Here is a 25,410-nt window from a genome sequence, read left to right on the forward strand (position 1 = left end):
ATCAAGATTTACAATTTTCGAATGCGCAAAATGTGAAAGACCTTGTGTGTATTGCAGGCATTGTCTCAAAATGGGTAGAGTTTCTTCTTGTACGGCGCTCGTTACGTGGAATGGACCTGAACCAGTTTATCCGAAGAATCATTTATTGGCGTGGGAAGGCAAACTTACGCCACTTCAACAGCTAGCATCTAATGAGTTATTTGAAAGCACAGCTCGAAATCGTCCCCATCTGATTCATGCCGTTTGCGGGGCAGGGAAGACTGAAATTCTATTTGAACCGATTTATAAACTGCTGCAAGAGGGTAAACGTGTGTGTATTGCAGCCCCGAGAGTCGATGTCATCCTGGAACTAGAACCTCGACTTCGTGCCGCTTTTCCTGCTACGAAAATCGCGGCTTTATACGGCGGGGCGACAGTTGGAAATGAGCTAAGCCAACTAATTCTTGCGACAACCCACCAACTATACCGGTTTCAAGCAGCATTTGATGTCATTTTTGTGGATGAAGCGGATGCTTTTCCTTACACGGCTGACGAAACGCTTCGGCGGGCCGTTAAAAAGGCGGCAAAAGAAAACGCCCCCATTCACTCAGTGACAGCTACGCCGTCAAAGAAACTAATCTTTCAAATAGAGCGAGAAGGTGCGGTTTCAACCATCAATCGACGTTATCACGGATACTCGCTACCGGTGCCGCGTTATGAATCCTTATGGAATTACGCATCGAAAATTAAAAAGAAAAAACTTCCTGCGAAACTTATTAAGTGGACTGAACAAAGGTTAAATAAAAAAGAACCCTTTCTAATTTTCTTCCACAACATTATTTTAATGGAAGAAGCTGAGCCTTTATTTCAAACCCTGGATAGTCGCATTAAATCCGTTCATGCTTCCAATGAAAAACGGAAAGAATTTGTACAAAAACTTCGTGATAATGAACTTCCTGGTTTGCTAACAACAACTATTTTGGAGCGCGGCATCACAATTCCTGATGTACAAGTGGCGGTCGTAGGCTCCGAGCATTCTATCTTCACAAGCGGTGCACTCGTTCAAATCGGAGGGCGAGTGGGCAGATCGTCAGCTTATCCCTCAGGCGATTTTGTTCTTTTCCACCATGGAATCTCGCACGCGATGGATGATGCTAAACGAGAAATACTTCGTTTGAATAAAGGCGGTGCCTCTTTGTGACGGAATGTCTTTTATGCGACGTTGAACTCTTAACTAGACCATCATGGAAATCTCTATTGGCATTGGATGATGAAATGGTCATCTGCTTTGACTGTTCATCAGAATTTAAAAGGTCCAGCCAAGAAATTGAAGATACTACATTAAAAAATGTTACATCCCTTTTTGAATATAATGACGCGATGAGGGATTACTTGCATCAATATAAGTTTTTACAAGATATCGCTCTTGCAAAGGTATTTAAAAATGATTTGCACAATTTATTAAAATCAAAAGTAAATATTATTCCGATACCGATGCATCCTAAGAGAAAAGTTGTGCGCACGTTTTCGCATGTTGAAGAATTACTAAAACGTGCGCGTATCTCGTATAGTGATGTACTAGAGAAAAAAGACGATGAGACGATGGGGGAGAAATCTAAAAAAGAACGGCTTGCACTTTCTCCTTTATTCAAACTAAAACCGAATACAATAATAAAATATGAACCCTATATGTTAATCGATGATATTTATACAACAGGAACGACACTTCGTCATGCAGCAGCTCTTTTAATCGAAGCGGGGGCAAAGGAAGTTGAAGCGGTAACCTTAATTCGAGCTAAACTAAACGACTAATTTTTCAAACAATTGGGGCATCTAACTATTCAAATAGTCCGAAGTGTGGTAATTTTAAATTACGGATGGTGTATCTTTTTTAAAAATCCGCTATTCAGGAATGAATACTGAAAAAACATTACTAGCCACTTCGCAAAAGAAGACCTTGCGAATATTGTCGAAGATTCATTGATTAGTCATACTTGAGATTGTAGAAAAAGTGGGTACCATCGCTGTGGATTGGAGGGGTGGGGAAAGCTTAATCGATAAATAAGTAATTGAATCAAGATTGACGAGTTTTTGAACCTTGGCTTGTCAATGTTTCGACATATTTCGTTAAAAAATTTATTTATTTAATGGTTTTAAAAGGACTTTTGGGGGAACGTATAGAAGTGTACAGTAGTGGTTAAATAAAGGAGGAGTTCATATGCTAGATTTTAACATTCGCGGCGAGAACATAGAGGTGACTCCAGCGATTCGCGATCATGTAGAAAACAAAGTAACAAAGCTCGAAAGGTATTTTACAAATGGTGCGAACGCGACTGCAAACGTAAACTTGAAAGTGTACAATGACAAACAAACAAAAGTGGAAATAACAATTCCGATGAAAAACTTAACACTGCGGGCTGAAGAAAGACATGATGATTTATATGCAGCCGTCGATTTAATCGTCGATAAACTTGAACGTCAAATTCGAAAATATAAAACAAGAGTTAATCGTAAATTCCGTGAGCGTGAAGGCGTAGCAGCGTTCTTCGCATCAGTTAATAAGAGTAAAGCGAATGATAACTCGCAATATGATGAAGATGACGATGAGTTTTCTGTAGTCAGAACAAAACGGTTCGACTTGAAACCGATGGACGAAGAAGAAGCAATCCTACAAATGAACATGCTTGGACATAACTTCTTTATCTTTACTGACGCTGAATCAGATGAAACAAATATCGTTTATAAGAGAAAAGATGGAAAGTACGGTTTAATCGAAACAAATTAAATAAGTAAATATTACAATCCTCCAAGTGTGAGCGTACACTTGGAGGATTTTTGTTAAGGCTTACGTCTAGCTACAGGCGCCAGCCCCTCGAGTCGCTTCTGACTTTAAGATGAGGGAAGAATTGAACTTCATTCTTCCCTTCGGGGCTAGACGGGCGCCTTGCGCTTTTGTTAATCAATTAATAAAATAATTAGTGGTACATTTGCACAGGGCATTTCGCAATGGTAAAATAAAGAGTGAACAAAATGAGGATGTGACCTAAATGCTGGGCGTATTAAGTAAAATATTTGATTCGAATAAAAGAGATTTAAAAAGACTTGAAAGAATTGCTGATCAAGTCGAAGCTTTGGCTACTGAAATGGAACAGTTATCTGATGAAGATTTAACTGCAAAAACCGAAGTGTTTAAGGAAAGAGTCGCCAAAGGCGAGACACTTGATGATATACAAGTAGAAGCGTTTGCTGTTGTTCGCGAAGCGTCACGACGAGTACTTGGCATGTATCCATTCCGCGTGCAACTTATCGGTGCAGCTGCCTTACATGAAGGTAATATCGCAGAGATGAAAACCGGTGAAGGAAAAACATTGACTTCTACTCTTGCGGTTTATTTAAATGCGCTTGAAGGCAAGGGCGTGCATGTCGTCACGGTCAACGAATACCTTGCGAGTCGTGATGCCGAGGAAATGGGCCAACTTTATGAGTATCTTGGCTTATCCGTGGGCTTGAACTTAAATAGCATGTCTAAAGAAGAAAAGCGTGAAGCTTATGAAGCAGACGTGACTTATAGTACGAATAATGAACTCGGTTTTGATTATTTACGGGACAATATGGTGCTTTACAGCAACCAAAGAGTACAACGTCCGCTCAATTTTGGCGTCATTGATGAGGTCGACTCCATCTTAATTGACGAGGCGCGAACACCGCTTATTATTTCAGGACAAGCCGCAAAGGCGGCCGACTTATACAGATTGGCAAACATGTTTGTCACGACGTTGAAAGTCGATGAAGATTATTCTTTTGATGAATCAACAAAAGGCGTCGTTTTGACTGAAAAAGGTGTTGAAAAGTCTGAAGCGGCGTTCAGCATCAATAATTTATTTGACTTGGAACATGTGACCCTTCTTCATGGGATAAACCAAGCACTTAAAGCACATGTTAGTATGCATATTGACATTGATTACGTTATCGAAGAAGACAGCGTTGTTATTGTCGATTCATTTACAGGACGTCTAATGAAAGGACGTCGTTATAGCGATGGACTTCACCAAGCCATTGAGGCAAAAGAAGGCATGGAAATACAAAATGAATCAATGACATTAGCAACGATAACATTCCAAAACTTCTTCAGAATGTACGAGAAGCTTTCTGGAATGACGGGTACAGCGAAAACGGAAGAAGAAGAGTTCCGTAATATTTACAATATGAATGTTATTGAAATTCCGACAAACCGTCCGATAATCCGTGATGACCGTGCTGACTTGATATATTCAACGATGGATGGAAAGTTTAAAGCGGTGGCGGAAGACATTAAGGTTCGTCATGAAAAAGGCCAGCCAGTATTAGTTGGAACGGTCGCAATTGAAACATCGGAAATCATTTCTGATTATCTGAAAAAACTCGGTGTAAAACATAATGTATTAAACGCGAAGAATCATGGCCGTGAAGCAGAAATAATTCAAGAGGCAGGTCATAAAGGATCTGTTACGATTGCAACGAATATGGCCGGACGTGGTACAGATATTAAACTCGGCGAAGGTGTTATCGAAGTAGGCGGCCTAGCAGTTCTCGGTACTGAAAGACATGAATCCCGTCGAATTGACAACCAGTTACGTGGACGTTCCGGTCGTCAAGGAGATCCTGGGGTTACTCAGTTCTATTTATCGCTCGAAGATGAATTGATGCGACGTTTCGGATCAGATCAGATGAAGGCGATGATGACGAGACTTGGAATGGATGATACAACACCAATTCAGTCGAAAATGGTATCCCGTTCCGTTGAATCGGCGCAAAGACGTGTCGAGGGGAATAACTTCGATGCGCGGAAGCGTCTACTCCAATACGATGATGTTCTTCGTCAACAACGTGAAATTATTTATAAAGAACGTAATGAAGTTTTGGAGACCGAAAACATTCGCGGCATTGTTGAAAAAATGCTAATCGATGTTATTGATCGTACTGTTGATGCTTACACATCAGCAGAAGATTCAGCTGAATGGAACTTGAAAGGTTTTGAAGACTTTATTGGCGCGAATTTACTTCCGGAAGGTCAGATTAAGAAAACTGATTTGGAAGGTAAAACAGCTGAGGAGATAAAAACATTTATTCAAGAAGCCGTTTTTGCTCGTTATGACGAGAAAGAAGAAGAAATGTCTGAAGAACGAATGCGTGAATTCGAGAAAGTTATTTTACTCCGTGCAATCGACACGAAGTGGATGGATCATATTGACGCAATGGAGCAACTCAGACATGGAATTCACTTACGTGCATATGGACAGACAGATCCTTTACGCGAATATCAAAGTGAAGGATTCGCGATGTTTGAAGATATGGTTTTAGCCATCGAAAACGACGCAGCAAGATTTGCGATGAAAGCGGAAATCCGCAATAACCTAGAGCGTGAAGAAGTTGTCAAAGGGCATGCAGTTAAACCAGAAGACGACGGCGAACCAGTGAAGAAAAAGCCGGTGCGTCGCACAGTGAATGTTGGACGTAACGAACCATGCCCATGCGGCAGCGGTAAGAAATTTAAACAGTGTCACGGTCGAAACTAAACGACACTACCCATTCCAGGAGGAACTTATTATGATTGAATTATCAGATGTACGCAACGAGCTCGACAATACAGCTAAGAAATTAGTGGACTTCAGGGGGTCTCTTTGACTTAGAAAACAAAGAGGCTCGAATACAAGAACTTGATGAAATGATGGCGGAGCCTGGATTCTGGGATAATCAAGAATCAGCTCAAAAAGTTATTTCTGAATCCAATGGGTTGAAAGACGTTGTTGGCGACTATAAAGAATTGACGGATGAACAAGAAAATCTAGAAATGACGCATGATTTATTGCGCGAAGAGTTTGACGCAGAGCTTCAAGAAGAGCTGGGCAGTGAATTAAAAGCGTTCAAGAAAAAATTAGAAGCATTTGAATTACATATGCTTCTCAGCGGTGAATTCGACCGACATAATGCGGTTCTTGAATTGCATTCGGGTGCAGGCGGCACTGAATCCCAGGACTGGGCTTCAATGATTTTACGGATGTATACGCGTTGGGCGGAACAACATAATTTCAAAGTTGAAACGCTTGATTATCAAGCAGGGGACGAAGCTGGCGTAAAATCTGTAACATTATCAATAAAAGGCCATAATGCGTACGGCTATTTGAAAGCAGAAAAAGGTGTTCATCGACTTGTTCGGATTTCACCTTTTGATTCTTCAGGACGGCGTCATACATCATTCGTGTCATGTGAAGTCATGCCTGAGTTTGATGGAAATATTGATATCGAGATTCGTACAGAGGATTTGAAAATTGATACGTACCGTTCTAGCGGCGCAGGCGGACAGCACGTTAACGTAACGGATTCTGCTGTTCGGATTACCCATTTACCGACTGGAGCAATTGTGACGTGTCAAACCGAGCGTTCGCAGATAAAAAACCGTGAACGTGCGATGAACCTTCTAAAATCGAAATTGTACCAAATTAAAGTTGAAGAAGAACAAGCGCGTCTTCTTGAAATCCGTGGCGAGCAAAAAGAAATCGGCTGGGGAAGTCAAATCCGTTCTTATGTATTCCACCCGTACTCTATGGTGAAAGATCACCGGACAGATATGGAAACTGGAAACGTTGGCGCTGTCATGGACGGCGAACTTGATCCGTTCATAAATGCTTATTTACGCTCTCAAATATCTTGAAAATGTTTATAAAATGACAAATAGGTATATATAAGTATCATAGATGAAATAACAGCAAGGTTTTTATTGGAAAAACAGAAAAGTATCAAAAATCCTTGTTCACAGAAATGTGACATGTCTTGGTAAATGTTGCCACGTCGATGTTCAGGTAGTTTTTCAGGAATTAAGATTTTGTATGAAAAGGTTGAATGCTCCGTGTTTTTGGTATACTGAAATAGAGGAATGTATATTTTTATTCCTTTGTAACAAACTACAAAATCAAGGGAGGAAACAATGTGAAGAAAAAACTTTTAGCGGCAATTTTTGCATCACTTCTTGTTCTCGGCGCATGTGGTGGCGGCGGGGATAAGACAAATGATGACGGCGCGACTACAGGCGGAGATACAAGCGGAGATACAAGCGGTGATACAGCAAGCCTAGATGTTGAGAAAATCGTCAACAATAAATGTATCGCGTGTCATGGTAACAACCTGGAGGGCGGCAGTGCACCTGGATTAACAGATGTCGGCTCGACCCATTCAGAATCTGAAATCCACGATATTATTATCAACGGTCAAGGCGGAATGCCAGGCGGACTCATCAAAGGTGAAGAAGCAGACGCAGTTGCAAAGTGGCTTGCAGAGAAGAAATAAGTAACAAATAAAAATCACTAGCGGAGAAATTCCGCTAGTGATTTTTTTTTGTTGCTTAAGAAACTAAAATATTTAATCTCGTATCGGAACGATTCCATTTTATAATTTCGTTGCTCTGTGGGTTGCTCTCGTTGAGATTCTCGTTGCTCGAGCATTTATTCCCGTATCGAACCAATCCCGTATTTTATTGTAGAAAAATGCGATTTTTTCTCGATTGGAAAATATTGCTACCCAAATAACTTCCATTTAAACAAATGAAATATAACTGTAATAATTAGAGCGAAAGAAACATGCTATACTATTGTTGTTGTTGAATAAAATCTATTTATTAGAGATTCAGGTGGTTTTAGTATGATTGTGATGAAAGATGTCTATAAAAAGTATGCAAATGGTGTCGTTGCATCGAACGGCATTAATATAGAAATAGGTCGCGGCGAGTTTGTTTACGTTGTTGGTCCAAGTGGTGCAGGAAAATCTACATTCATTAAAATGATGTATCGCGAGGAAACACCAACTAGCGGAGAAATATACATAGATGGTATTAATCTAGCGACATTGAAAAGAAGAAAAGTTCCTTATTTACGAAGGCGAATCGGTGTCGTATTTCAGGATTTCAAGTTATTACCGAAGCTTAACGTATATGAAAATGTCGCATTTGCCCTTGAAGTAATCGAAGAAACACCCGCTAGAATCAGGAAAAAAGTTACAGATGTACTTGAATTAGTCGGACTAGCACAGAAAGCGCGAATGTTTCCCAATGAATTATCCGGCGGGGAACAACAACGAGTAGCGATTGCCAGATCAATAGTGAACGTTCCTCAATTAGTCATTGCGGACGAGCCTACAGGAAACCTTGATCCAGAAACGTCTTATGAAATAATGGATATATTTGAACGAATTAATGCTAGAGGTACAACGATAATAATGGCTACTCATAACAAAGAAATCGTCAATACGTTGAAACATAGAGTGATCGCAGTTGAAGGCGGGCTTATCGTACGCGATGAACACGGAGGTGCATACGGCTATGAAGTTTAGAACATTTAGCCGACACTTAAGTGGAAGCTTCAAAAGCCTTGGACGGAATGCGTGGATGACATTTGCCTCAGTAAGTGCAGTAACAGTAACACTCTTACTTGTCGGTGTCTTTATCGTCATCATGATGAATTTAAATAAAATTGCAGATAACATCGAAAAAGATGTTGAAATAAAGGTTATCGTCGATTTAGCGGCAGATGACGAAGCAATCACCGATTTAGAAAAAGAAATAAATGAAATAAAAGGCATACAAGATTTGAAGTTTTCTTCGAATGAACAAGAATTGAGTAAAATGATTAAAGGTTTTGGAGACGAACTTGGTTTATATAAACAAGATAATCCTCTCCGACATGCCTTTTATCTGAAAGCAGCCGATCCCCATCAGACAGCTGAAATCGCAAAAAAAATTGATACATTCGAATATACTTACGAAGTGATTTACGGGGCAGGAAAAGTTGAGAAATTATTCGGTTTTCTTGATTCGGGTCGAAATGTTGGACTTGGTTTAATCATTGCATTATTATTCACTGCGATGTTCTTAATCTCCAATACGATAAGAGTCACGATTAATGCAAGAAGAAACGAAATTGAAATCATGAAACTTGTTGGTGCTACAAATAACTTCGTTAGAATTCCCTTCATATTAGAAGGAATTTGGCTTGGAATTCTAGGCGCGCTTCTACCGATGATTCTTCTGACAGTCGCTTACTTTAATTTATACGACATCATCGAGCCTAAAATCGAAGGAGATCTATTTAAACTACTTGAGGTAACACCGTTTATCTACCAATTAAATGCCCTGATTCTTGGTTTAGGAATCTTCATCGGTATTTGGGGTAGTTTTATGTCAGTTAGGAAGTTTTTGAGAGTTTGATAGATAAAGAGATAGAGGAATTGAAAGGGGAAATTATCAGTTGAGAATGTCGAAATGGATGCTGCCGTTTTTGGTTGCAATATTATTTTTAACAACCACAATAGAAAATCCTACAGCTTTTGCTAGCTCTTTGAACGATATGAAAGAAGAAAAACAAAATTTAGACAAGAAAAAAGAGGAACTAAACTCAGGTATTAAAGTGAAAGACTCTGAAATTAATAAAGTTGAATCAAAAGTCGAAGCAATTCGCAGTCAAATTAATGAGTTGACGAATAAAGTGAATAAAACGAATGCCGATATCGAACGTGTCGAAGAAGATATTGCTCAGACTACGGAAGAAATCAAAAAACTGCAAGAATCCATTGCACAACTTGAAAAAAGAATTGAAGAGCGCGACGTTGTTTTGCGCGACCGAATTCGTGCCATGCAAGTAACGGGCGGACAAGTAAACTATTTGGATGTACTCCTTGGCGCAAATAGCTTCTCTGATTTTATCGATCGTTTTTCTGCTGTTAGCACATTAATGGAAGCGGATCGCGGCATTATGAAGCAGCAAACAGAAGATAAAGAACAGTTAGAAGTAGAGAAAAAGTTAGTTGAACAGAAACTTAGCGAACAAGAAAAGAAAAAAGATGAACTTACAAGATTAAAAGCATCACTCGATTCTCAGAAAAAAGAAAAGGCTCAACTTGTGAGTGAATTAGAAGCAGAACAAAAGAAGTTGGGGCAAGAAAAGCAAAAGTTAGAAAAAGAATATCACGAAGCACATGAAATCAGTAAAGAAGTTGAACAAGCAATTGTTGCTGAAGAGGCACGTATAGCAGAACTTGCTCGTCAAGCAGAGATTGCTAGAAAGAAAGCAGAAGAGGCAGAGCGTAAAAAAGCAGCAGCGGCAGCCGAGGCGGCACAAAAGGCTTCCGCAAGTAAAAGCGGCGGAAAAAGTAGCGGGAAATCTACTAATCCTGTCCCAGCGGCACCTGCACCGTCTGTATCAACTGGAGATTGGACAAGACCAGCTTCAGGTCGTATTTCTTCTGAATATGGATACCGCGACATTGGTTTTGCATCGTCTAATCACCGTGGAATTGATATTGCAAATTCTCCTGGAACGCCAATACTAGCTGCAGGACATGGCGTTGTTCAGCGTACTGGTGTACTTGGTACATACGGAAATATAATTATGATTAAGCATTCAGTTAACGGAAAAATTTACACAACCTTATATGCACATCTTTCAAGCGTAAATGTCAGCTCTGGTCAAGTTGTTACAAAAGGCCAAGTTATTGGCGGCATGGGAAATACTGGCAGATCATCCGGACCGCATCTTCATTTTGAATTCCATGTTGGCGGATGGACTGGTTATGGAAACTCAGCAGTAAACCCAAGAAGTTACGTACCATTTTAATAAACGACAAACCCTCCTAGTGAGGGTTTTTTCTTGGGCAAAAATATCGCCAAGTAATTGTTTTTTCGATAAGCTATATAAGTACATTGTATACTGAGGAGATAATATTAATGGCTGTAACGAAATTATTTTTAATTGGCAACACAACAGTACCATCCTCGTGGGTTGCCCTAGTGCTAGCCTTCGCTTTAACCTATTTAGTGATTCGATTTCGTTATGGAAAACGCATTTCAGGCGTTTTGGCCGATTCGATGTTTTATTTTGTCATCGTATGGAAATTAAGCGTGATTCTAACTGATTTTGAAAACGTCATTAAATCGCCATTATCCATAATTTATTTCAACGGGGGCCAAATCGGAATTTATTTAGGACTCTTAGCCGGAATGATTACTATCGGAATTGAATTAAAAAAGAATGGCATGCATACGCTCGAAAAACAAGCATTGTTTTTGGGATTCATAACAATTCAATCAATCTTTCAACTAGCTATGGTATTAATGAATGAAGGACCGAAATCTGCTGAATTAGTTACAATCCTCATGTTCTCGCCAGTCGCTATTTTCATATGGATTAGTATTCATAAAATGGAAAATGCACTCATCCAGTTAGCATTATTATTTACGGCTAGTCATTTTTTCACAACTTTATTTCAGCCTTCAAGTTATATAAACAATTCATTCTTTACCACAATACTAGTAACGATTTTCATTATAATTTTCTTAGGCCAAAATGAAAGCAATAAAACGGAGGGACGTTTATGAATAAAAAGATGATCGGTTATCTAATCGCTGTCTTAGTTATCGGATCAATGATTGTCATAACAGTAAAATCTAATATGGAAAAAAATGCGCCAACTGATCAAGTTGCATCTGTCGATGAATCAGGTGGAGAAAAAACTGTGGGACTAGAACATGGGAATTTGCCGCCGGATTTTGACCTTACGACTATATCGGGCGACCAGGTAAACTTAGCAGACTTGAAAGGAAAGAAAGTTATTCTTAACTTTTGGGCTTCCTGGTGCGGTCCGTGTAAAGCTGAGATGCCTCATATGGAAAAGTATTATGAAAAGAATAAAGAGGACGCAAACGTTGAAATTATAGCGGTCAATATGACAAATACTGAAAGAAGAGGACTAAAAGGCGTCGAGGAATTTATAGATGATTACGGTTTAACTTTTCCAATTCCTTTGGATAAAGACGGAAAGGTAGAAAGAATGTATGAAATCGTATCTATCCCCACGACATTCATGCTTGGAACTAATGGAGAGATTGTCCATAAAATAATCGGTCCGATGGATGAAAAAATGATGGAAGATCTTGTAAATAACTTAAAATGAATTTAACCAGTTTCTGTAGTTGTAATGTTTATTTTCCGTTCATATAGTAAACGGAGGAGGGAGCATTCTGCGAAGAAGCTGGTTTTTACTTTTTGTCATACTTGCAGTGGTAGCAACATCGATATTTTTATACTCAAATAAAGGGAAAGGTGATAAAAATGTTGCAAATAGCTCGTTTGACGTAATCGATGATGCGTTTGCAATTATTAAGGAAGAAGGTGTCTATCCTGTAGAAGGAGAGCTTCTCATTGAAGGCGCACTGAGAGGGATGACTGAAGTGATAGGTGATCCATACTCAACCTATTTATCGAAAGAAGAAGCTGCTGCTCATGAAGAGTCACTTGCGGGTGAAAGGATTGGAATCGGTGCAGAAATTACCAGATCAAATGGTAAGTTTATAATTGTCGCTCCGTTAAAATCATCTCCTGCCGATAAAGCTGGGTTACGTCCATACGATGAAATAATTCGTATTGATGGAAAACCTTTAGACGGTGGAACATTACAAGATGTTGTCCAAAAAATTCGGGGGAAAAAAGGGACAGCTGTTACGATGACGATTTATAGACCGGAGTTAAATAAACATCTTGAAATTTCAATTATTCGCGATATTATACCAGTAACGACAGTGAGTAGTAAGATAATTGAAGAGAAGGAACGAAAAGTCGGTTACATATCGATTACGACCTTCGGAAGTGAAACTGCTAAGGAATGGGCAATCGCAACTGAGAACTTGATTGGCGATGGCGCTGAGGCTATTGTAATCGATGTCCGTGGCAACCCGGGCGGTTATTTACACAGTGTCGGAACAATTTTATCGAGTCTCCTTCAGGAAGACACGGTATATGCTTATTTACAAGATGCGACTGGTGCATTAACTCCGCTACTGGCAGCTAAAGATGAAAAAATTAAATTTAACAGCCAATTGAAAATGGTTCCGCTTGTTTTACTGCAAGATAAAGGAAGTGCATCGGCTAGTGAAATGTTAAGTGGTGCACTAAAAGATTTACGAAGAGCATCCATTGCGGGAACTGAAAGTTTTGGGAAAGGGACTGTTCAAGATACAAAGGATTTGGCAAACGGCGGTAAAGTGAAGTTATCAACTGCAAAGTGGCTGACGCCGAAAGAAAAATGGATACACGGAAAAGGCGTAGAAGCTGATCTTAAAATAGATCAAAATGAATTGTTGGAAGAGCATGTTCGGTTAGTCTCAGATGAATATAATGAAGGCGATTTTGCTGACGATATTGCCTATAGTCAAAGATTACTTGCCGGACTTGGATATAGTACAGGGCGCGACGACGGATATTTTGATGAAGGCACAACAGAAGCAGTCAAAGAGTTTCAAGTGTTTTCCAAAGTGAAAGAATCAGGAAAAATGGATCGACAATTTTTCACGGCATTACAAAAAGAAATTGTAACCTATCGGGAAAATAAAGAAAATGACGTTCAATTACAAATGGGGCTAGATTATTTGCTGCATCTTCTAAAAGAAAACTAACCATAGAGAAAAAAGGCTGTTGGCTGATTGAATTTAATTTTAATCAGTTAGCAGCTTATTTCAATTTTTCACAAAAGAAGTTTCTGAAAATAGTCAGCGAGTATTCGCCTAAAGTGCCATTCATTTGTTACAATAGATAGAAATAGTGTAGTAATGAATAGGATGGTGTCGATTCATGGTGAAAGATGTGTTACTAGAAGTACTTACAGCTGCATCGCTATTTTTTCTGAATCCACTATTTGTGGCCACACTAATCGCGGCGGTGTTTTTAGGCTATTTTCGTGTGAAGCGAGAGCGACGTAGTTTCAGAGTTCGCTTGATGCCCGGGTTTACCGAGTTAAAACGACTCTTCTCTGAATCATGGCCTTATGCGATTATTTTATCGATAATTATATCGGGTGTTGGTTTAGTAGTAGATTCAGGTTGGCTAGTTTTATTTTGCATTGCGGCGTTTGTTGGACTTCTTTTTTTTAATTATAAAATAATGTCGCCAATTTATTTTGTCACAATGGCTTATTTTACAATCTTTTTCATGGAACGTTATTTGAGCGATTTTGTTTATCGTGGGTGGTCGCCGACAAACGTTGATTTGTTTGGTGATTTAGCTGTAACAGCAGCGATCATTGCGGGATTATTATTGGTCGTTGAAGGCGTTCTAGTTAGCCGGTATGGAGACCGAGATACGTCGCCATTTTTGAAAAAGACGAAAAGAGGGCTTTACGCTACAGTTTTTAAGACGAAGCGACTTTGGCTTTTGCCGGTTTTATTTATCATTCCGGGTGATTTAATTCCGGTTTATTTACCGTATTGGCCGCAGTTTACGCTTGGTGAAGCTGCATTTACTTTTATACCTATTCCACTAATCATTGGATTTTCTCAAGTGATTCGCTCATCGTATCCTAATATCGCATTTCCGAAAATTGGACGTAGCGTTTTAACTATAGGAGTCATTGTGTTAGCACTTGGCGTTAGTTCAATCTGGTTGCCTATTTTGGGCGTAACGGCCCTACTAATCGGCGTGGTAGGACGTTTAGTACTCTCGATTGTTGTATCGATTCGAGAACGCGGTAGCGTATTTATCGTAGCTCCAAAATCGACTGGTGTTGTTATCGCGGGGATATTACCCGATTCGCCGGGTGATAAAATGGGTTTACTTCCCGGAGAATGTATCCGCTCTGTCAATGGTCTGGAAGTTACGAACGAAAAAGAATTATACGATGCGATTCAAATTAATGCCGCGCACTGCCGATTGCAGGTCCTTGGGCGTGACGGTGAAGTACGACTTATGCAACAAGTTATTTATCGTCATGATCATCATCGTCTAGGAATATTGGTTATACGGTGATAGGGTACCGTTCGTTTGGGAAGGTTGTTGCTAAATGGATTCATTCGTAACGAAATTCATACTTGCGGCTATCATGCCTGCTTTATTAGTCGTATTGTTTACACGCATTACATTTCATCATGTAGTGGGTCTTTTATTAACGGCAGGGTTAATAGCGGCTTCAGTTTACGCGGGATATACACATAACTGGGTTTTGTATACGGTGGATGCCATATCGTTAACGGTTGGCTTTTGGTATGCAAGCCGAATGGTAAAGCGAGCGCGTGAACATTTGGATATAGAATAGTACAATCAAAAACCAGACTGCAAACGCAGTCTGGTTTTTATATAAATAAACTATAAACAGCAAGTACCCCGATTGTACCTAACACGACAGACATGACGCCGCCGCCTACTATTGCGATTAAAAATGCTGCGCCAGCTCCGATAATGCCGAAAAGAATATTACCTTCTTGTACGAATAAAATGCCGGGAAAAATAAGAGCCCCGAGTACCGCGTATGGAATGTTTCGAAGAACACCGGATACGATAGGCGGTAATTCTTTACCGTCTAAAAAAGTCAGGGGAATCATTCTAGGAATATATGTAACTAGCGCCATTCCAAATAGCATCCACCAATAAGTCGGTCCCAATTTACTCCCCCTCCCTTGAATAAACCATCTCTGATTTTTTACGATGGTTCGCATAAATAACTTCAACGAAAACCGATGAGATTAATGTTGCGACGAGGATTGCCCAGCCGGTTGATAGAAGTCCTGTGAAATAAAAAAAACAATGAATAACGGCAGCTATACTTGCTAACATGACAACTTTTCGGTTTCCTTTCATGGACGGTACAAGAAGTCCGACGAACATTGCAAAAAGAGCGATTGACATTGCGGCTTGCAAAAAGAGTGGCAAATTTGCGCCGACAACATGTCCGATGGCAGTGAAAATAACCCAACTTCCATATGCAATCAAAGTAACTCCAAAGGTAAACGCAGTTGTTATTTTTTTGTTTTTACTTGTGGCGAGCATTGAAAATGATTCATCGGTGATCCCGAACGAATAAATGGCTTTAATCCATCGTTTTTCAGGCTTCAACTTTTCATTTAATGAGGCAGTCATAAGAAAATGTCGAATGTTCACGACGAACGTATTCATGACGATTAATAAAGGATTGACTGCATCAGCGATTAGGCTTAAAGCTATGTATTGTGAAGCACCCGCATAAACGAAAATACTCATTGCTGTCGCTTCCATCATTGAGAGACCGGCAGTTTTTGCGAGCAGTCCAAATGTGAGCGCAACGGGAAAATAGCCAATTGCAATGCTCATTCCGGCTTTTAAACCAGAAAAAAACGTGTTATTCTCCATTTTGTCACATCTTTCTATTTGTTTTTCTGATTATACTATACTTTCGTATAAAAATGATAAAATAGGTGATAAAATTGATTTGTTGGGTATACTTGTAAATATAAGTCTCTAGATGCTGCGAGGGTGATTTGGGTGAATGAATGGTTAGATGTAGATAAAATTATAGAATTGTCACAACAATATAGAGCATTTGGACCATTAATCGGAATCCTGTTACCATTTATCGAATCGTTTCTCCCTTTCTTACCTTTATTTGTATTTGTTTTTGCGAATGCGAGTGCTTTTGGATTAGGGTATGGCATTCTATTATCATGGGCAGGCACGACCGCCGGTTCATATGCTGTGTTTATATTGATTCGAAAATATGGTGAAAATCGGGTATTTCGCTTTTTAACAAAAAGCTCACGTGTACAAAAACTGATCAAATGGGTAGACCGCAATGGATTCGGGCCATTATTCTTATTCATCTGCTTTCCTTTTACGCCATCTGCCTTAGTAAACTTGGTGGCTGGTTTATCGGGTATAAGGAAAACGCATTACCTATTCACGTTAATGGCTGGAAAACTCGTAATGATTTGTACTGTGAGTTTTATAGGATATGATTTAAAGGCACTGCTTACACAACCGATTCGAACTGCGATTGTTGCAGTCGTTGTTGTTTTGCTTTGGTTGATTGGAAAAAGACTGGAGCATCGTTTAACTAAAAAAGTAGAGGCAGATTATCATCAAGTGAAAGACGGACGTGAAAAAAAGGAAACCTACTAAAATAGTACCTGCAGCCCCTTTCCTGTACAATGGAGAGAAAGGATTGCAGGTTTTTTTACGTTTTAAAGGAGGGGAATTGTGTGTCATTACGTTTTATTACTGGAAGATCAGGTTCTGGAAAAACGACGCGGATTCAAAGAGAAATTGCCGAAGAACTTAAGCGGGATCCACTAGGGGCTCCTATATTTATAATCGTTCCAGACCAAATGTCTTTTTCGGTCGAACATAGTTTATCCGTCAATTACGGATTGAATGGAATCATTCGTGCACAAGTTGTCACGTTTAAACGATTAGCTTGGCGGATTCTTCAAGAAGTCGGCGGGATTACTCGCAAAGAAGTAAATGGTTTTGGATACCGCATGCTTGTCCGAAGTGTCTTGGAAGAGCATCATGATGAGTTTAAGTTATTTCGTCAAGCGGCGAACAAACGAGGTTTTACGGAGCAGATTGGTACCTTATTACAAGAGTTCGGTCGCTACGCTGTTGATTTTACTACGATGCATGAACTGCACGACCAACTGCTCGATGCAAATGCACCGCGAACATTAATCGATAAAGCAAGTGATTTATCACTTCTGCTTGCAAAAATTGAAGAAAAGCTTGGCACATCTTATGTAGACAGTGAAGGTCATTTGGCGCTTCTTGCCATGCAAATTCCACATGCGGACATATTAAAAGGAGCCGACATTTATATTGACGGCTTCGAAAGCTTCACGAAGAGAGAATACGAAATTATTACGGAACTTCTGAAATATGGAAATCGCGTTACAGTGGCATTGCCCATGGAGTCTGACTTAACGGGCTCGGCGGATCATGAATTATTTTTCAATCCAGTGCGGACTTCTTTACGTTTGCGTGGCATCGCTTATTTGGAATCTATTGACGTTGAAGAGGATTTTCATATGGATGAAGTCATGCGCTTTGAAAATGATGATTTGAAACATCTTGAGGCATCATTCGATCAGTATCCGACTAGTTCAAAACCGTCGAATGGCCACGTCACGTTTATTGAAGCGGCTGATCGACGCGCTGAAGTTCATGCAGTGGCAAGAAAGATTCGTGAATTGATGTTGTTAGGAAAACGGTATAAAGATCTTGCCATATTGTATCGACAACCGGAAAAATACGATGAATTAATCGAAACGATTTTTCCGCATTATGAAATTCCGGTCTTCATCAGTCGGAAAAAACCGATGTTGCACCATCCGCTCATTGAATTATCGCGTTCCGTATTGGAAGCGGTCACTTCTGGTTGGTCTTATGAATCGATATTTCGCGCAGTGAAGACAGATTTATTTTTCCCGCATGGAGAAGATTTGACTCTATGGCGTGAACGAGCAGACCGCCTTGAAAATTATATCCTTGCAAGGGGCATTTACGGGTCTCGTTGGTTTGATGATTCGCGTTGGATAGTGAAGCGATATCGCGGTCTTGAATTGCATTCAGACGTGCAAACCGATGAAGAACTTGCGATGCAAGAAGACTTGCATCGTATTCGTGATTTAATCAGAGAACCACTTCAAAAGTTTGAAAAGCAAATGAAGAAATCCAAGAACGGCAAAGAAGTAGCAGAAGCATTATTTATATTCATCGAGCAACTTCGAGCTTATGATAAAGTTATTGACCTGCGAGCGGAAGAAGAGCGTGCGGGACGACTTCTCGGCGCAACTGAACATGAACAAGCGTGGAACGGATGGATTGACGTTCTTGATCAGTTTGTGTTGATGTTCGGAGATAAAGAGTTGAAACCGAGTGACGCGGCCCGCATTTTAGATGAGGGATTCGACTCGTTGGAATTTACTCGAATTCCGCCTTCGTTGGACCAAGTAACTGTGTCGTCGATTGAAGTTTCTAGTTTAATGAATATCGACGCGGTCTTTATCTTAGGTGTAAATGACGGTGTGCTCCCAAAAAGAATCGATAATGAAGGAATTTTATCGGATGTCGATCGGGAATGGTTTTCTCAAGTTGGTTTTGAACTTGCGCCGACATCGAAAATGAAATTAATGGACGAGACATTCATCGCATACCGCGCATTTACTGCGCCGCGAGAAAAGTTATATATTTCATACCCAGTCGCAGATGAAGAAGGGAAAGCGCTTCTCCCGTCCTTATATATTGCAAGGATCTCGCAACTTCTACCGGGAATCAAAGTAGAATCCGCAGTCATGGATCCGTCCGAATTGGCGGGAGATGAAGACCGGTTTGCGTATATTAGCCATCCTAGGGCGGCATTGCCGTTTGCAGCGATGAAACTTAAAGAGGCGGCACATACGCAGAAAATTGCGCCGGAATGGCTGGCTGTGCTGGCCTATTATGAAAGAGATGTCTATTGGTCTTCCGTTCTCGGTCGTATTCGTCGACCGTTGGAAGTCGGCAATACAACCGATAAACTGACGATTGATTTGACGAAAGGTTTATACGGCGATTCTTTCGTATCTAGTGTTTCGCGAATAGAATCCTATTATAGTTGCCCGTTTCAACATTACGCTTCTTTCGGACTTGGTTTGCAAGATCGATCGGAGTATACGCTTGAAGCACCTGCTATTGGTGATTTATTCCACGCGGCACTTAAATGGATTTCGGACGAAACAATGCGGCTCGGCAAGTCCTGGGCTGAATTGACAAAAGAAGAATGCTGGCGATTAGCCTCCGATGCAGTGGATGATATTACGCCGTATTTTTTCAACAGGATCCTGTCATCAACGAACCGTTACGTATACATTAAGCGGAAATTAGTGCAAGTTATTCAACGGACGATTTATTCGCTTAGTACACAAGCTAAATCGACAAACTTTAAGCCGATTGCAATCGAGGCGGGGTTTGGACCGGGCGAGAAGTTGCCTTCATTGGAAATTCCTCTCCGAATGGGGAAACCATTGCAACTGCGCGGCCGAATTGACCGAATCGATGCATCTGAGATTAAAGGGAAAAACTATATTCGCGTTATTGATTATAAATCTTCAGCAAGAGAACTTAACTTGGCCGAAGTGTATTATGGATTGTCTTTGCAAATGATGACGTACCTCGACGTGGCGCTTGAGCATGTTGACGAATTGCTCGGTTTCCATGCGGATCCGGCAGGTTTACTGTATGTCCACGTTCATAATCCGATGATTCGTCCAGTCGATGAACTTTCTGCTCAACTTTTGGAGGATGAAATTGCCAAGTCTTATAAAATGCGCGGCTTTTTACTAGAGCATCCTGAGGTGGCAGAAGCGATGGATGTTGAAATTGGCAGTTCGTCAAGGATTATTCCGGCAGCATTCAGAAAAGATGGATCTTTTACAAAGAGATCGAAAGTTTTGGCATCGGAAGATTTAGAAATGATGCGTTCTTATGTAAGAACGCGACATCAAATGGCTGGAAATGCAATGTTGGCGGGAGATACGCGTGTATATCCGTATAAGTTAAAAGATAAAATGCCTTGCCAATTTTGTTCATACCGTTCCGTTTGTCAATTTGATCAAACTGATCCGGCACAACAATATCGAAATTACGAAATGTTAGATGCAGATACATCACTTGCAAAAATGCGTGAGGAGGTGCTTGGTGATGATGAACATACCCGTGAAACCTGATGGACTTACGTTTACTGATGAGCAATGGAAAGCGATATGGGCTTCCGGCAGAGATGTTCTGGTTTCTGCTGCCGCCGGTTCGGGGAAAACCAAAGTACTCATATCGAGGATGATTGAAAAAGTCGTCGATGTGAATAACCCAATCGACGTGGATGAATTACTCGTTGTTACGTTTACAAATGCAGCAGCTGCTGAAATGCGTCATCGAATGGCAGAGGCGCTTGAAGAAGCCATTGCAGAAAAACCTGAATCTGTTCATTTGCGCAGACAATTGAGTTTGTTGAATAAAGCGCAGATATCTACGCTTCACTCGTTTTGCCAAAATGTCGTTCGGCAGTACGCTTATTTACTCGATATCGATCCAGGTTTTAGAATCGCTGACAGCACAGAAGTCGCTCTACTTCGCGATGATACGATTAGTGAAGTGCTCGAAACCGCGTACAGTTCAGAAAACCCGGAGTCGATTTATAGACTGGCAGATAGTTTTACTTCGGATAGAGACGACCAAATGATTGAGACGCTTATTAGTCGTTTATACGATTATTCGCGGGTGCATCCGTCTCCGGAGAAGTGGTTGCGCCTTATCCCGGACCAATATGAAATCGAGAAAATCAGCTCAGTCGATGAACTTAAATTTATCGAACCTTTAAAAACTGCGATTCGCCATACACTTGAAGAAGCGGCTGCGTTAACAGGCGATTTAAGACGCATCGCTTTAATGCCTGAAGGACCCGCGGCACTTGCTGGAACTGCAGAAACCGATTTAATGTGGATTGATGAAGCCATCAGACGCATTACAGTTGGAACTTGGGAAGAAACATACGCGTTTTTCGGAACGCTAAAATGGGTTAGGGCAGGAGCAATAAAAAAAGATTCCTGCGATGAGGGGCTTGCGGACCGTGCGAAAAAAATACGAGATGTCGTTAAAAAGATTATCAATGATCTTAAAGAAAAGTATTTTATTCGAACACCAAACCGGCTTCTTGATGAAATTAAATTAATGGCACCGGCAATGCATACGTTAATCGACTTGGTGATTGAGTTTGGAAGACGTTATGAAACCGTGAAAATTGACCGAGGAATTGTAGATTTTTCGGATTTAGAACATTATGCTTTACGGATTTTGTCCGTTGAAATTGATGGCAAACTGCTGCCGTCTGATATCGCCATTGATTACCGCAAACGATTTTCCGAAGTACTTGTTGATGAATATCAAGATACCAATCTACTGCAAGAAACCATCGTGAATTTGGTGAAAAACGGCGATGAAAAAGACGGGAATCTATTTATGGTAGGGGATGTCAAACAGTCTATTTATGGTTTTCGACTTGCTGAACCAAATCTTTTTCTTGGGAAGTATAAAAACTTTACCACAACCGGCGAAAAATCTGGCTTGAAAATCGATTTGAACGCGAATTTTAGAAGCCGCAAAGAAGTGTTGGATTCGACGAATTTCATCTTTTCCCAAGTGATGGGCGCTCGTGTCGGAGATATCGATTACGATGAGGCGGCTGCGCTTAAATACGGCGCACAGTACCCGGTTAAAGAAGTACCCGCTGAACTGACGGTACTTTATGAAGACGATGAAGCAGATATGGTTGAAGACGATCAAGGCGAACAAAGTATTAAAAGTTCTCAAGCAGAAGCACGTTTTATCAGTAATCGCATTAAAGAATTAATGGCGTCAGGGGCTGAAGTAACAGATGCATTTTCCGATAAAAAACGCCCGCTCGAGTACCGAGATATCGTCATTTTAATGCGGTCGATGACTTGGTCTGCTGAATTTGTTGAAGAATTCAAGCTGGCTGGCATTCCAATCCATGCAAACTTGTCTCGCGGTTATTTCGAAGCGCTCGAAGTGATGATCATGTTAAATACATTACGTGTCATTGATAATCCATATCAGGATATCCCGCTGGCATCTGTTCTTCGTTCGCCGTTTATCGGCATGACTGAAAATGAGTTGGCCAAGATTCGGTTAGCTGATAAAAATGCTCCGTTTTATGATGCCTTAAAGTCATTTATGGCAACAGGCGGTGCTGGTATCGAACCAAGAACACAAGAGAAATTGCAACGATTTATCGGGCAATTTAAAGACTGGAGAAACTTGGCGCGCCGGGGATCATTATCCGAACTGATTTGGCAAGTTTATACGGATACGCATTATTACGAAATGGTTGGCGCCATGCCGAATGGACAACAGCGACAGGCAAATCTTCGCGCGCTTCATGATCGTGCCATTGATTATGAAAAAACATCTTTCCGCGGCCTATTCCGCTTTCTTCGATTTATCGACCGGATGAGAAAACGGGGCGATGATGTAGGCGAAGCCAGGTCACTTACTGAAACAGAAGATGTTGTTCGATTAATGACCATTCATTCATCAAAAGGTCTTGAGTTTCCATATGTTTTCATTTCGGGTATTGCTCGGCAGTTCAATAAAATGGATTTCAACGAAGCTTATTTATTCGACCAACATTTTGGATTAGCAGTAAAAGCAATCGATCCGGATAATCGAATTACGTATACATCTTTGCCGTTTTTGGCGATGAAAGAGAAAAAGGAACTCGAAATGCGCGCCGAAGAAATGCGTATATTATATGTCGCGATGACAAGAGCAAAAGAATATCTCGAGCTGATCGCTTCTGTTAAAGATATTGAAAGAGAGATTGGGAAGTGGCAAGACGCTCAACTGGTCGATCCTTCATTGATGTTGCCTGAATATACGCGTTCTAGGGCAAATAGTTATCTCGATTGGATTGGTCCCGCAGTCGCGAGACATCCAGACTTCGGTAAATTTGACGTGCTTCCTGGTGGACAGTTCGTTGCCGATTCGTCGAAGTGGAAGATAGATGCACTGCCGTTTTCATCGGTCATGAATGTCCATTTACAGCAAGAAGGTGCCATGGAAGACGAAGCTTTAATTCCTGACGATGATGATGGTACATCAGATGAAGTTGATGAACAGCTTTATGATGAAGTGAAAAGACGTTTTGATTGGTCATACGAGTTTAGCAATTCGGTTGTAAAACGGTCGAAACAAACAGTTAGCGAATTGAAAAGACTTTCGATTCTTGCACAACAGGAAGAAGAGGATCCATTTATGGAAAAAGGGGATGAAGTAAGTACGGCATATCTCCATGCACGACCTAACTTCATGCAAACTCGGACGCTAACGCCTGCAGAAATCGGTACGGCGATGCATACAATCATGCAGCATATTGATTTTAAAATCGAGCAAAACTCGGAGACTATCGGGCAATTAATTACTTCGCTTCAAACGCGTCAATTATTAACGCAAGAAGAGGCGAACGCAGTGCATGTCAATCAAGTCACTCAGTTTTTCAAATCAAATATGGCGAAAAGGGTGAAACGATCAGCACAAGTATTGCGTGAATTGCCGTTTACGTATGCGCATGACGGCGATGACGGAGATTATCAAATTATCCAAGGAATCGCGGATTGTTTATTCGAAGAAGAAGATGGTTGGGTTTTACTGGATTACAAAACCGACCGTGTTCAGGGAAGATTCGATTCATCTGGCGAAATTGAAAATGAAATGCAAGACCGTTACGGAATTCAGCTGAATTTGTATAGGCGTGCAATCGAATCGATTATCAATGTCGAAACTAAAGAAATGGCGCTTTACCTTTTTGATGGGGAAAGTACCGTGCTTATTCAGGGGGACGAAGAAAAGTGAGGTTGTCACCAACGACTGTAGAAAATCGAATCGAAGCGCTTGATATAACGCGGGGATTTGCCCTTTTGGGGATTTTCATCGCGAATATGTTGCTTTTTCATACGCCTTATTTACATGTGGACCCATACTCATGGTTCATAAATGGGGATGCGGCAACTTTCAAGTGGATCGATATTTTTGTGCAAGGTAGTTTTTATCCGATATTCGCTTTGTTATTCGGCTACGGCATTAACATGCAATATGAAAAATCAATCCAACGAAACACCCCGTTCGTCCCTATTATGGCAAGGCGATTATGGATATTGCTCGGCATTGGCTTATTGCACGGCCTCTTCATCTGGTCCGGCGATGTATTGTTCACGTATGCGGTCATGGGCTTTTTGCTACTAATATTTGTACGGATTCCTGCAAAATGGCTTGCCTTATTTGCAGGAGTTCTATACATTATTCCGGCTGCTTTCATGTACATCGTGACGAAATTATTAATGAAAGCGAATTCGAATCTATTAATGAGTGATTACGTTGATACGCACCAGATTGAACGTTCGATTGAAGCATTTGGATCTGGTTCTTTCGGGAACATTTTTGTTTTCAGGTTTTTCGAGTGGCTACTCATTGGACTCGGCGGGACATTTATGGGATTTTTCATCGTATTACCGATTATCATGTTTGGGGCGGCTTTATCTAAATGGAAAGTTATTGAACGCGCGAAAGAATTTAAAATTCGATTGGTCGTAATAGCGGTATTATCATTGGCTGCGGGAATTTGGATTAAATTACTTCCGCATTTGAAGAAACCGACATTAGATTTAATTCAACTCCAGGATACGATTGGAAATGTCATATTAGCCGCTGGTTATGTAAGTTTGCTTTTACTATTATGTACCATCCCATTATTTCGCGTTGTTTTTAGACCTATTGGAAAAGCGGGGCGCATGTCTTTAACGACCTATATCATGCAATCAGTTGTCGCGACGCTTATTTTTTATTCGTATGGTTTTGGATTGTACGGCAAGGTAGATCTAGGGACGGGTACGTGGATTGCACTTGGTGTCTTTGCGGTTCAAGTTATGTTCGCAGAGCTATGGCTTTCGAAATTTCGGATGGGTCCACTTGAATGGTTTTGGAGAAAAGGGACTTACGGAAGAAATTTGACGAAAAAAGAGGAATAGACACGCCTATTGTCGAAATAGAATCATAACAAGGGAAT

Annotated in this window: 20 protein-coding genes; 18 read left to right on the top strand and 2 right to left on the bottom strand. The window is 40.6% G+C overall.

Annotated features, from left to right (window positions below; translation table 11 throughout):
- Positions 1-70 precede the first annotated feature (70 nt).
- From JSQ81_RS17920 to JSQ81_RS17985, 14 genes are all read left to right on the top strand, one after another.
- The gene (locus tag JSQ81_RS17920) at positions 71-1,180 is read left to right on the top strand and encodes an ATP-dependent helicase ComFA (RefSeq protein ID WP_371812453.1); all 1,110 of its coding nucleotides are present in this window, start codon (positions 71-73) and stop codon (positions 1,178-1,180) included.
- On the top strand, positions 1,177-1,791 hold the full coding sequence (locus JSQ81_RS17925) for a ComF family protein (RefSeq protein ID WP_249336573.1): 615 nt from the start codon (positions 1,177-1,179) through the stop codon (positions 1,789-1,791). The genes JSQ81_RS17920 and JSQ81_RS17925 overlap by 4 nt, the downstream gene beginning before the upstream one ends.
- 406 nt (positions 1,792-2,197) lie before the next feature.
- Positions 2,198-2,764 carry a ribosome hibernation-promoting factor, HPF/YfiA family gene (gene hpf / locus JSQ81_RS17930; RefSeq protein WP_212605354.1) on the top strand — a complete coding sequence of 189 codons (567 nt, stop codon included), beginning with the start codon at positions 2,198-2,200 and terminating at the stop codon, positions 2,762-2,764.
- A gap of 262 nt (positions 2,765-3,026) precedes the next feature.
- Complete coding sequence (secA, locus tag JSQ81_RS17935; protein WP_212605355.1) at positions 3,027-5,534, top strand: preprotein translocase subunit SecA; 2,508 nt, start codon at positions 3,027-3,029, stop codon at positions 5,532-5,534.
- A 34-nt stretch (positions 5,535-5,568) separates the two neighbouring features.
- Positions 5,569-6,670, top strand: a protein-coding gene (gene prfB, locus JSQ81_RS17940) for a peptide chain release factor 2 (RefSeq protein WP_212607731.1) whose coding sequence is annotated in 2 segments (ribosomal slippage) — positions 5,569-5,640 and positions 5,642-6,670 — 1,101 coding nt in all. Because the reading frame shifts where the segments join, the coding sequence is not laid out codon by codon here.
- 275 nt (positions 6,671-6,945) lie between these two features.
- Positions 6,946-7,302 carry a cytochrome c551 gene (gene cccB, locus JSQ81_RS17945; RefSeq protein ID WP_212605356.1) on the top strand — a complete coding sequence of 119 codons (357 nt, stop codon included), beginning with the start codon at positions 6,946-6,948 and terminating at the stop codon, positions 7,300-7,302.
- Positions 7,303-7,653: 351 nt separating this feature from the next.
- Positions 7,654-8,340: a cell division ATP-binding protein FtsE gene (gene ftsE, locus JSQ81_RS17950; protein ID WP_212605357.1), complete on the top strand. Its 687-nt coding sequence runs from the start codon at positions 7,654-7,656 to the stop codon at positions 8,338-8,340.
- Positions 8,330-9,214, top strand: coding sequence for a permease-like cell division protein FtsX (ftsX, locus tag JSQ81_RS17955; RefSeq protein ID WP_212605358.1), 885 nt, complete (start codon positions 8,330-8,332; stop codon positions 9,212-9,214). The genes ftsE and ftsX overlap by 11 nt, the downstream gene beginning before the upstream one ends.
- A gap of 46 nt (positions 9,215-9,260) precedes the next feature.
- Complete coding sequence (locus tag JSQ81_RS17960) at positions 9,261-10,619, top strand: murein hydrolase activator EnvC family protein (RefSeq protein ID WP_212607732.1); 1,359 nt, start codon at positions 9,261-9,263, stop codon at positions 10,617-10,619.
- Positions 10,620-10,729: 110 nt separating this feature from the next.
- Positions 10,730-11,380 (top strand): hypothetical protein, encoded by a 651-nt coding sequence (locus tag JSQ81_RS17965; RefSeq protein ID WP_212605359.1) that lies wholly within the window; start codon positions 10,730-10,732, stop codon positions 11,378-11,380.
- Complete coding sequence (locus JSQ81_RS17970; protein WP_212605360.1) at positions 11,377-11,955, top strand: peroxiredoxin family protein; 579 nt, start codon at positions 11,377-11,379, stop codon at positions 11,953-11,955. The genes JSQ81_RS17965 and JSQ81_RS17970 overlap by 4 nt, the downstream gene beginning before the upstream one ends.
- A gap of 106 nt (positions 11,956-12,061) precedes the next feature.
- On the top strand, positions 12,062-13,453 hold the full coding sequence (locus JSQ81_RS17975) for a S41 family peptidase (protein ID WP_212605361.1): 1,392 nt from the start codon (positions 12,062-12,064) through the stop codon (positions 13,451-13,453).
- Positions 13,454-13,628: 175 nt separating this feature from the next.
- Positions 13,629-14,798 (top strand): PDZ domain-containing protein, encoded by a 1,170-nt coding sequence (locus tag JSQ81_RS17980; RefSeq protein ID WP_212605362.1) that lies wholly within the window; start codon positions 13,629-13,631, stop codon positions 14,796-14,798.
- Positions 14,799-14,832: 34 nt separating this feature from the next.
- Positions 14,833-15,084, top strand: a complete 252-nt coding sequence (locus JSQ81_RS17985) for a CsbA family protein (RefSeq protein ID WP_212605363.1) — start codon at positions 14,833-14,835, stop codon at positions 15,082-15,084.
- A 37-nt stretch (positions 15,085-15,121) separates the two neighbouring features.
- Here the strand turns inward: JSQ81_RS17985 and JSQ81_RS17990 are convergent, their stop codons facing one another.
- Complete coding sequence (locus JSQ81_RS17990; protein ID WP_212605364.1) at positions 15,122-15,430, bottom strand: AzlD domain-containing protein; 309 nt, start codon at positions 15,428-15,430, stop codon at positions 15,122-15,124.
- Position 15,431: 1 nt separating this feature from the next.
- The gene (locus JSQ81_RS17995) at positions 15,432-16,154 is read right to left on the bottom strand and encodes an AzlC family ABC transporter permease (RefSeq protein ID WP_212605365.1); all 723 of its coding nucleotides are present in this window, start codon (positions 16,152-16,154) and stop codon (positions 15,432-15,434) included.
- 132 nt (positions 16,155-16,286) lie between these two features.
- Here JSQ81_RS17995 and JSQ81_RS18000 point away from each other — a divergent pair, with 132 nt between their 5' ends.
- The 4 genes from JSQ81_RS18000 (at position 16,287) to JSQ81_RS18015 (ending at position 25,372) form a co-directional block, all read left to right on the top strand.
- On the top strand, positions 16,287-16,919 hold the full coding sequence (locus JSQ81_RS18000; protein WP_212605366.1) for a TVP38/TMEM64 family protein: 633 nt from the start codon (positions 16,287-16,289) through the stop codon (positions 16,917-16,919).
- Positions 16,920-16,999: 80 nt separating this feature from the next.
- On the top strand, positions 17,000-20,500 hold the full coding sequence (addB, locus tag JSQ81_RS18005; protein ID WP_212605367.1) for a helicase-exonuclease AddAB subunit AddB: 3,501 nt from the start codon (positions 17,000-17,002) through the stop codon (positions 20,498-20,500).
- On the top strand, positions 20,478-24,200 hold the full coding sequence (addA, locus tag JSQ81_RS18010; RefSeq protein WP_371812555.1) for a helicase-exonuclease AddAB subunit AddA: 3,723 nt from the start codon (positions 20,478-20,480) through the stop codon (positions 24,198-24,200). The genes addB and addA overlap by 23 nt, the downstream gene beginning before the upstream one ends.
- Positions 24,197-25,372, top strand: coding sequence for a DUF418 domain-containing protein (locus tag JSQ81_RS18015; RefSeq protein ID WP_212605369.1), 1,176 nt, complete (start codon positions 24,197-24,199; stop codon positions 25,370-25,372). The genes addA and JSQ81_RS18015 overlap by 4 nt, the downstream gene beginning before the upstream one ends.
- Positions 25,373-25,410: the final 38 nt, after the last annotated feature.

The organism is Sporosarcina sp. Marseille-Q4063 (assembly GCF_018309085.1).
GTDB lineage: Bacteria > Bacillota > Bacilli > Bacillales_A > Planococcaceae > Sporosarcina.

What these genes read in the sequence shown, in the direction of transcription:
- JSQ81_RS17920 (WP_371812453.1), top strand. Translation starts at nt 71, where the DNA reads ATGGGTAGAGTTTCTTCTTGTACGGCGCTCGTTACGTGGAATGGACCT.
- hpf (WP_212605354.1), top strand. Translation starts at nt 2,198, where the DNA reads ATGCTAGATTTTAACATTCGCGGCGAGAACATAGAGGTGACTCCAGCG.
- secA (WP_212605355.1), top strand. Translation starts at nt 3,027, where the DNA reads ATGCTGGGCGTATTAAGTAAAATATTTGATTCGAATAAAAGAGATTTA.
- ftsE (WP_212605357.1), top strand. Translation starts at nt 7,654, where the DNA reads ATGATTGTGATGAAAGATGTCTATAAAAAGTATGCAAATGGTGTCGTT.
- ftsX (WP_212605358.1), top strand. Translation starts at nt 8,330, where the DNA reads ATGAAGTTTAGAACATTTAGCCGACACTTAAGTGGAAGCTTCAAAAGC.
- JSQ81_RS17960 (WP_212607732.1), top strand. Translation starts at nt 9,261, where the DNA reads ATGTCGAAATGGATGCTGCCGTTTTTGGTTGCAATATTATTTTTAACA.
- JSQ81_RS17965 (WP_212605359.1), top strand. Translation starts at nt 10,730, where the DNA reads ATGGCTGTAACGAAATTATTTTTAATTGGCAACACAACAGTACCATCC.
- JSQ81_RS17970 (WP_212605360.1), top strand. Translation starts at nt 11,377, where the DNA reads ATGAATAAAAAGATGATCGGTTATCTAATCGCTGTCTTAGTTATCGGA.
- JSQ81_RS17980 (WP_212605362.1), top strand. Translation starts at nt 13,629, where the DNA reads ATGGTGAAAGATGTGTTACTAGAAGTACTTACAGCTGCATCGCTATTT.
- JSQ81_RS17985 (WP_212605363.1), top strand. Translation starts at nt 14,833, where the DNA reads ATGGATTCATTCGTAACGAAATTCATACTTGCGGCTATCATGCCTGCT.
- JSQ81_RS17995 (WP_212605365.1), bottom strand. Translation starts at nt 16,154, where the DNA reads ATGGAGAATAACACGTTTTTTTCTGGTTTAAAAGCCGGAATGAGCATT.
- addA (WP_371812555.1), top strand. Translation starts at nt 20,478, where the DNA reads ATGAACATACCCGTGAAACCTGATGGACTTACGTTTACTGATGAGCAA.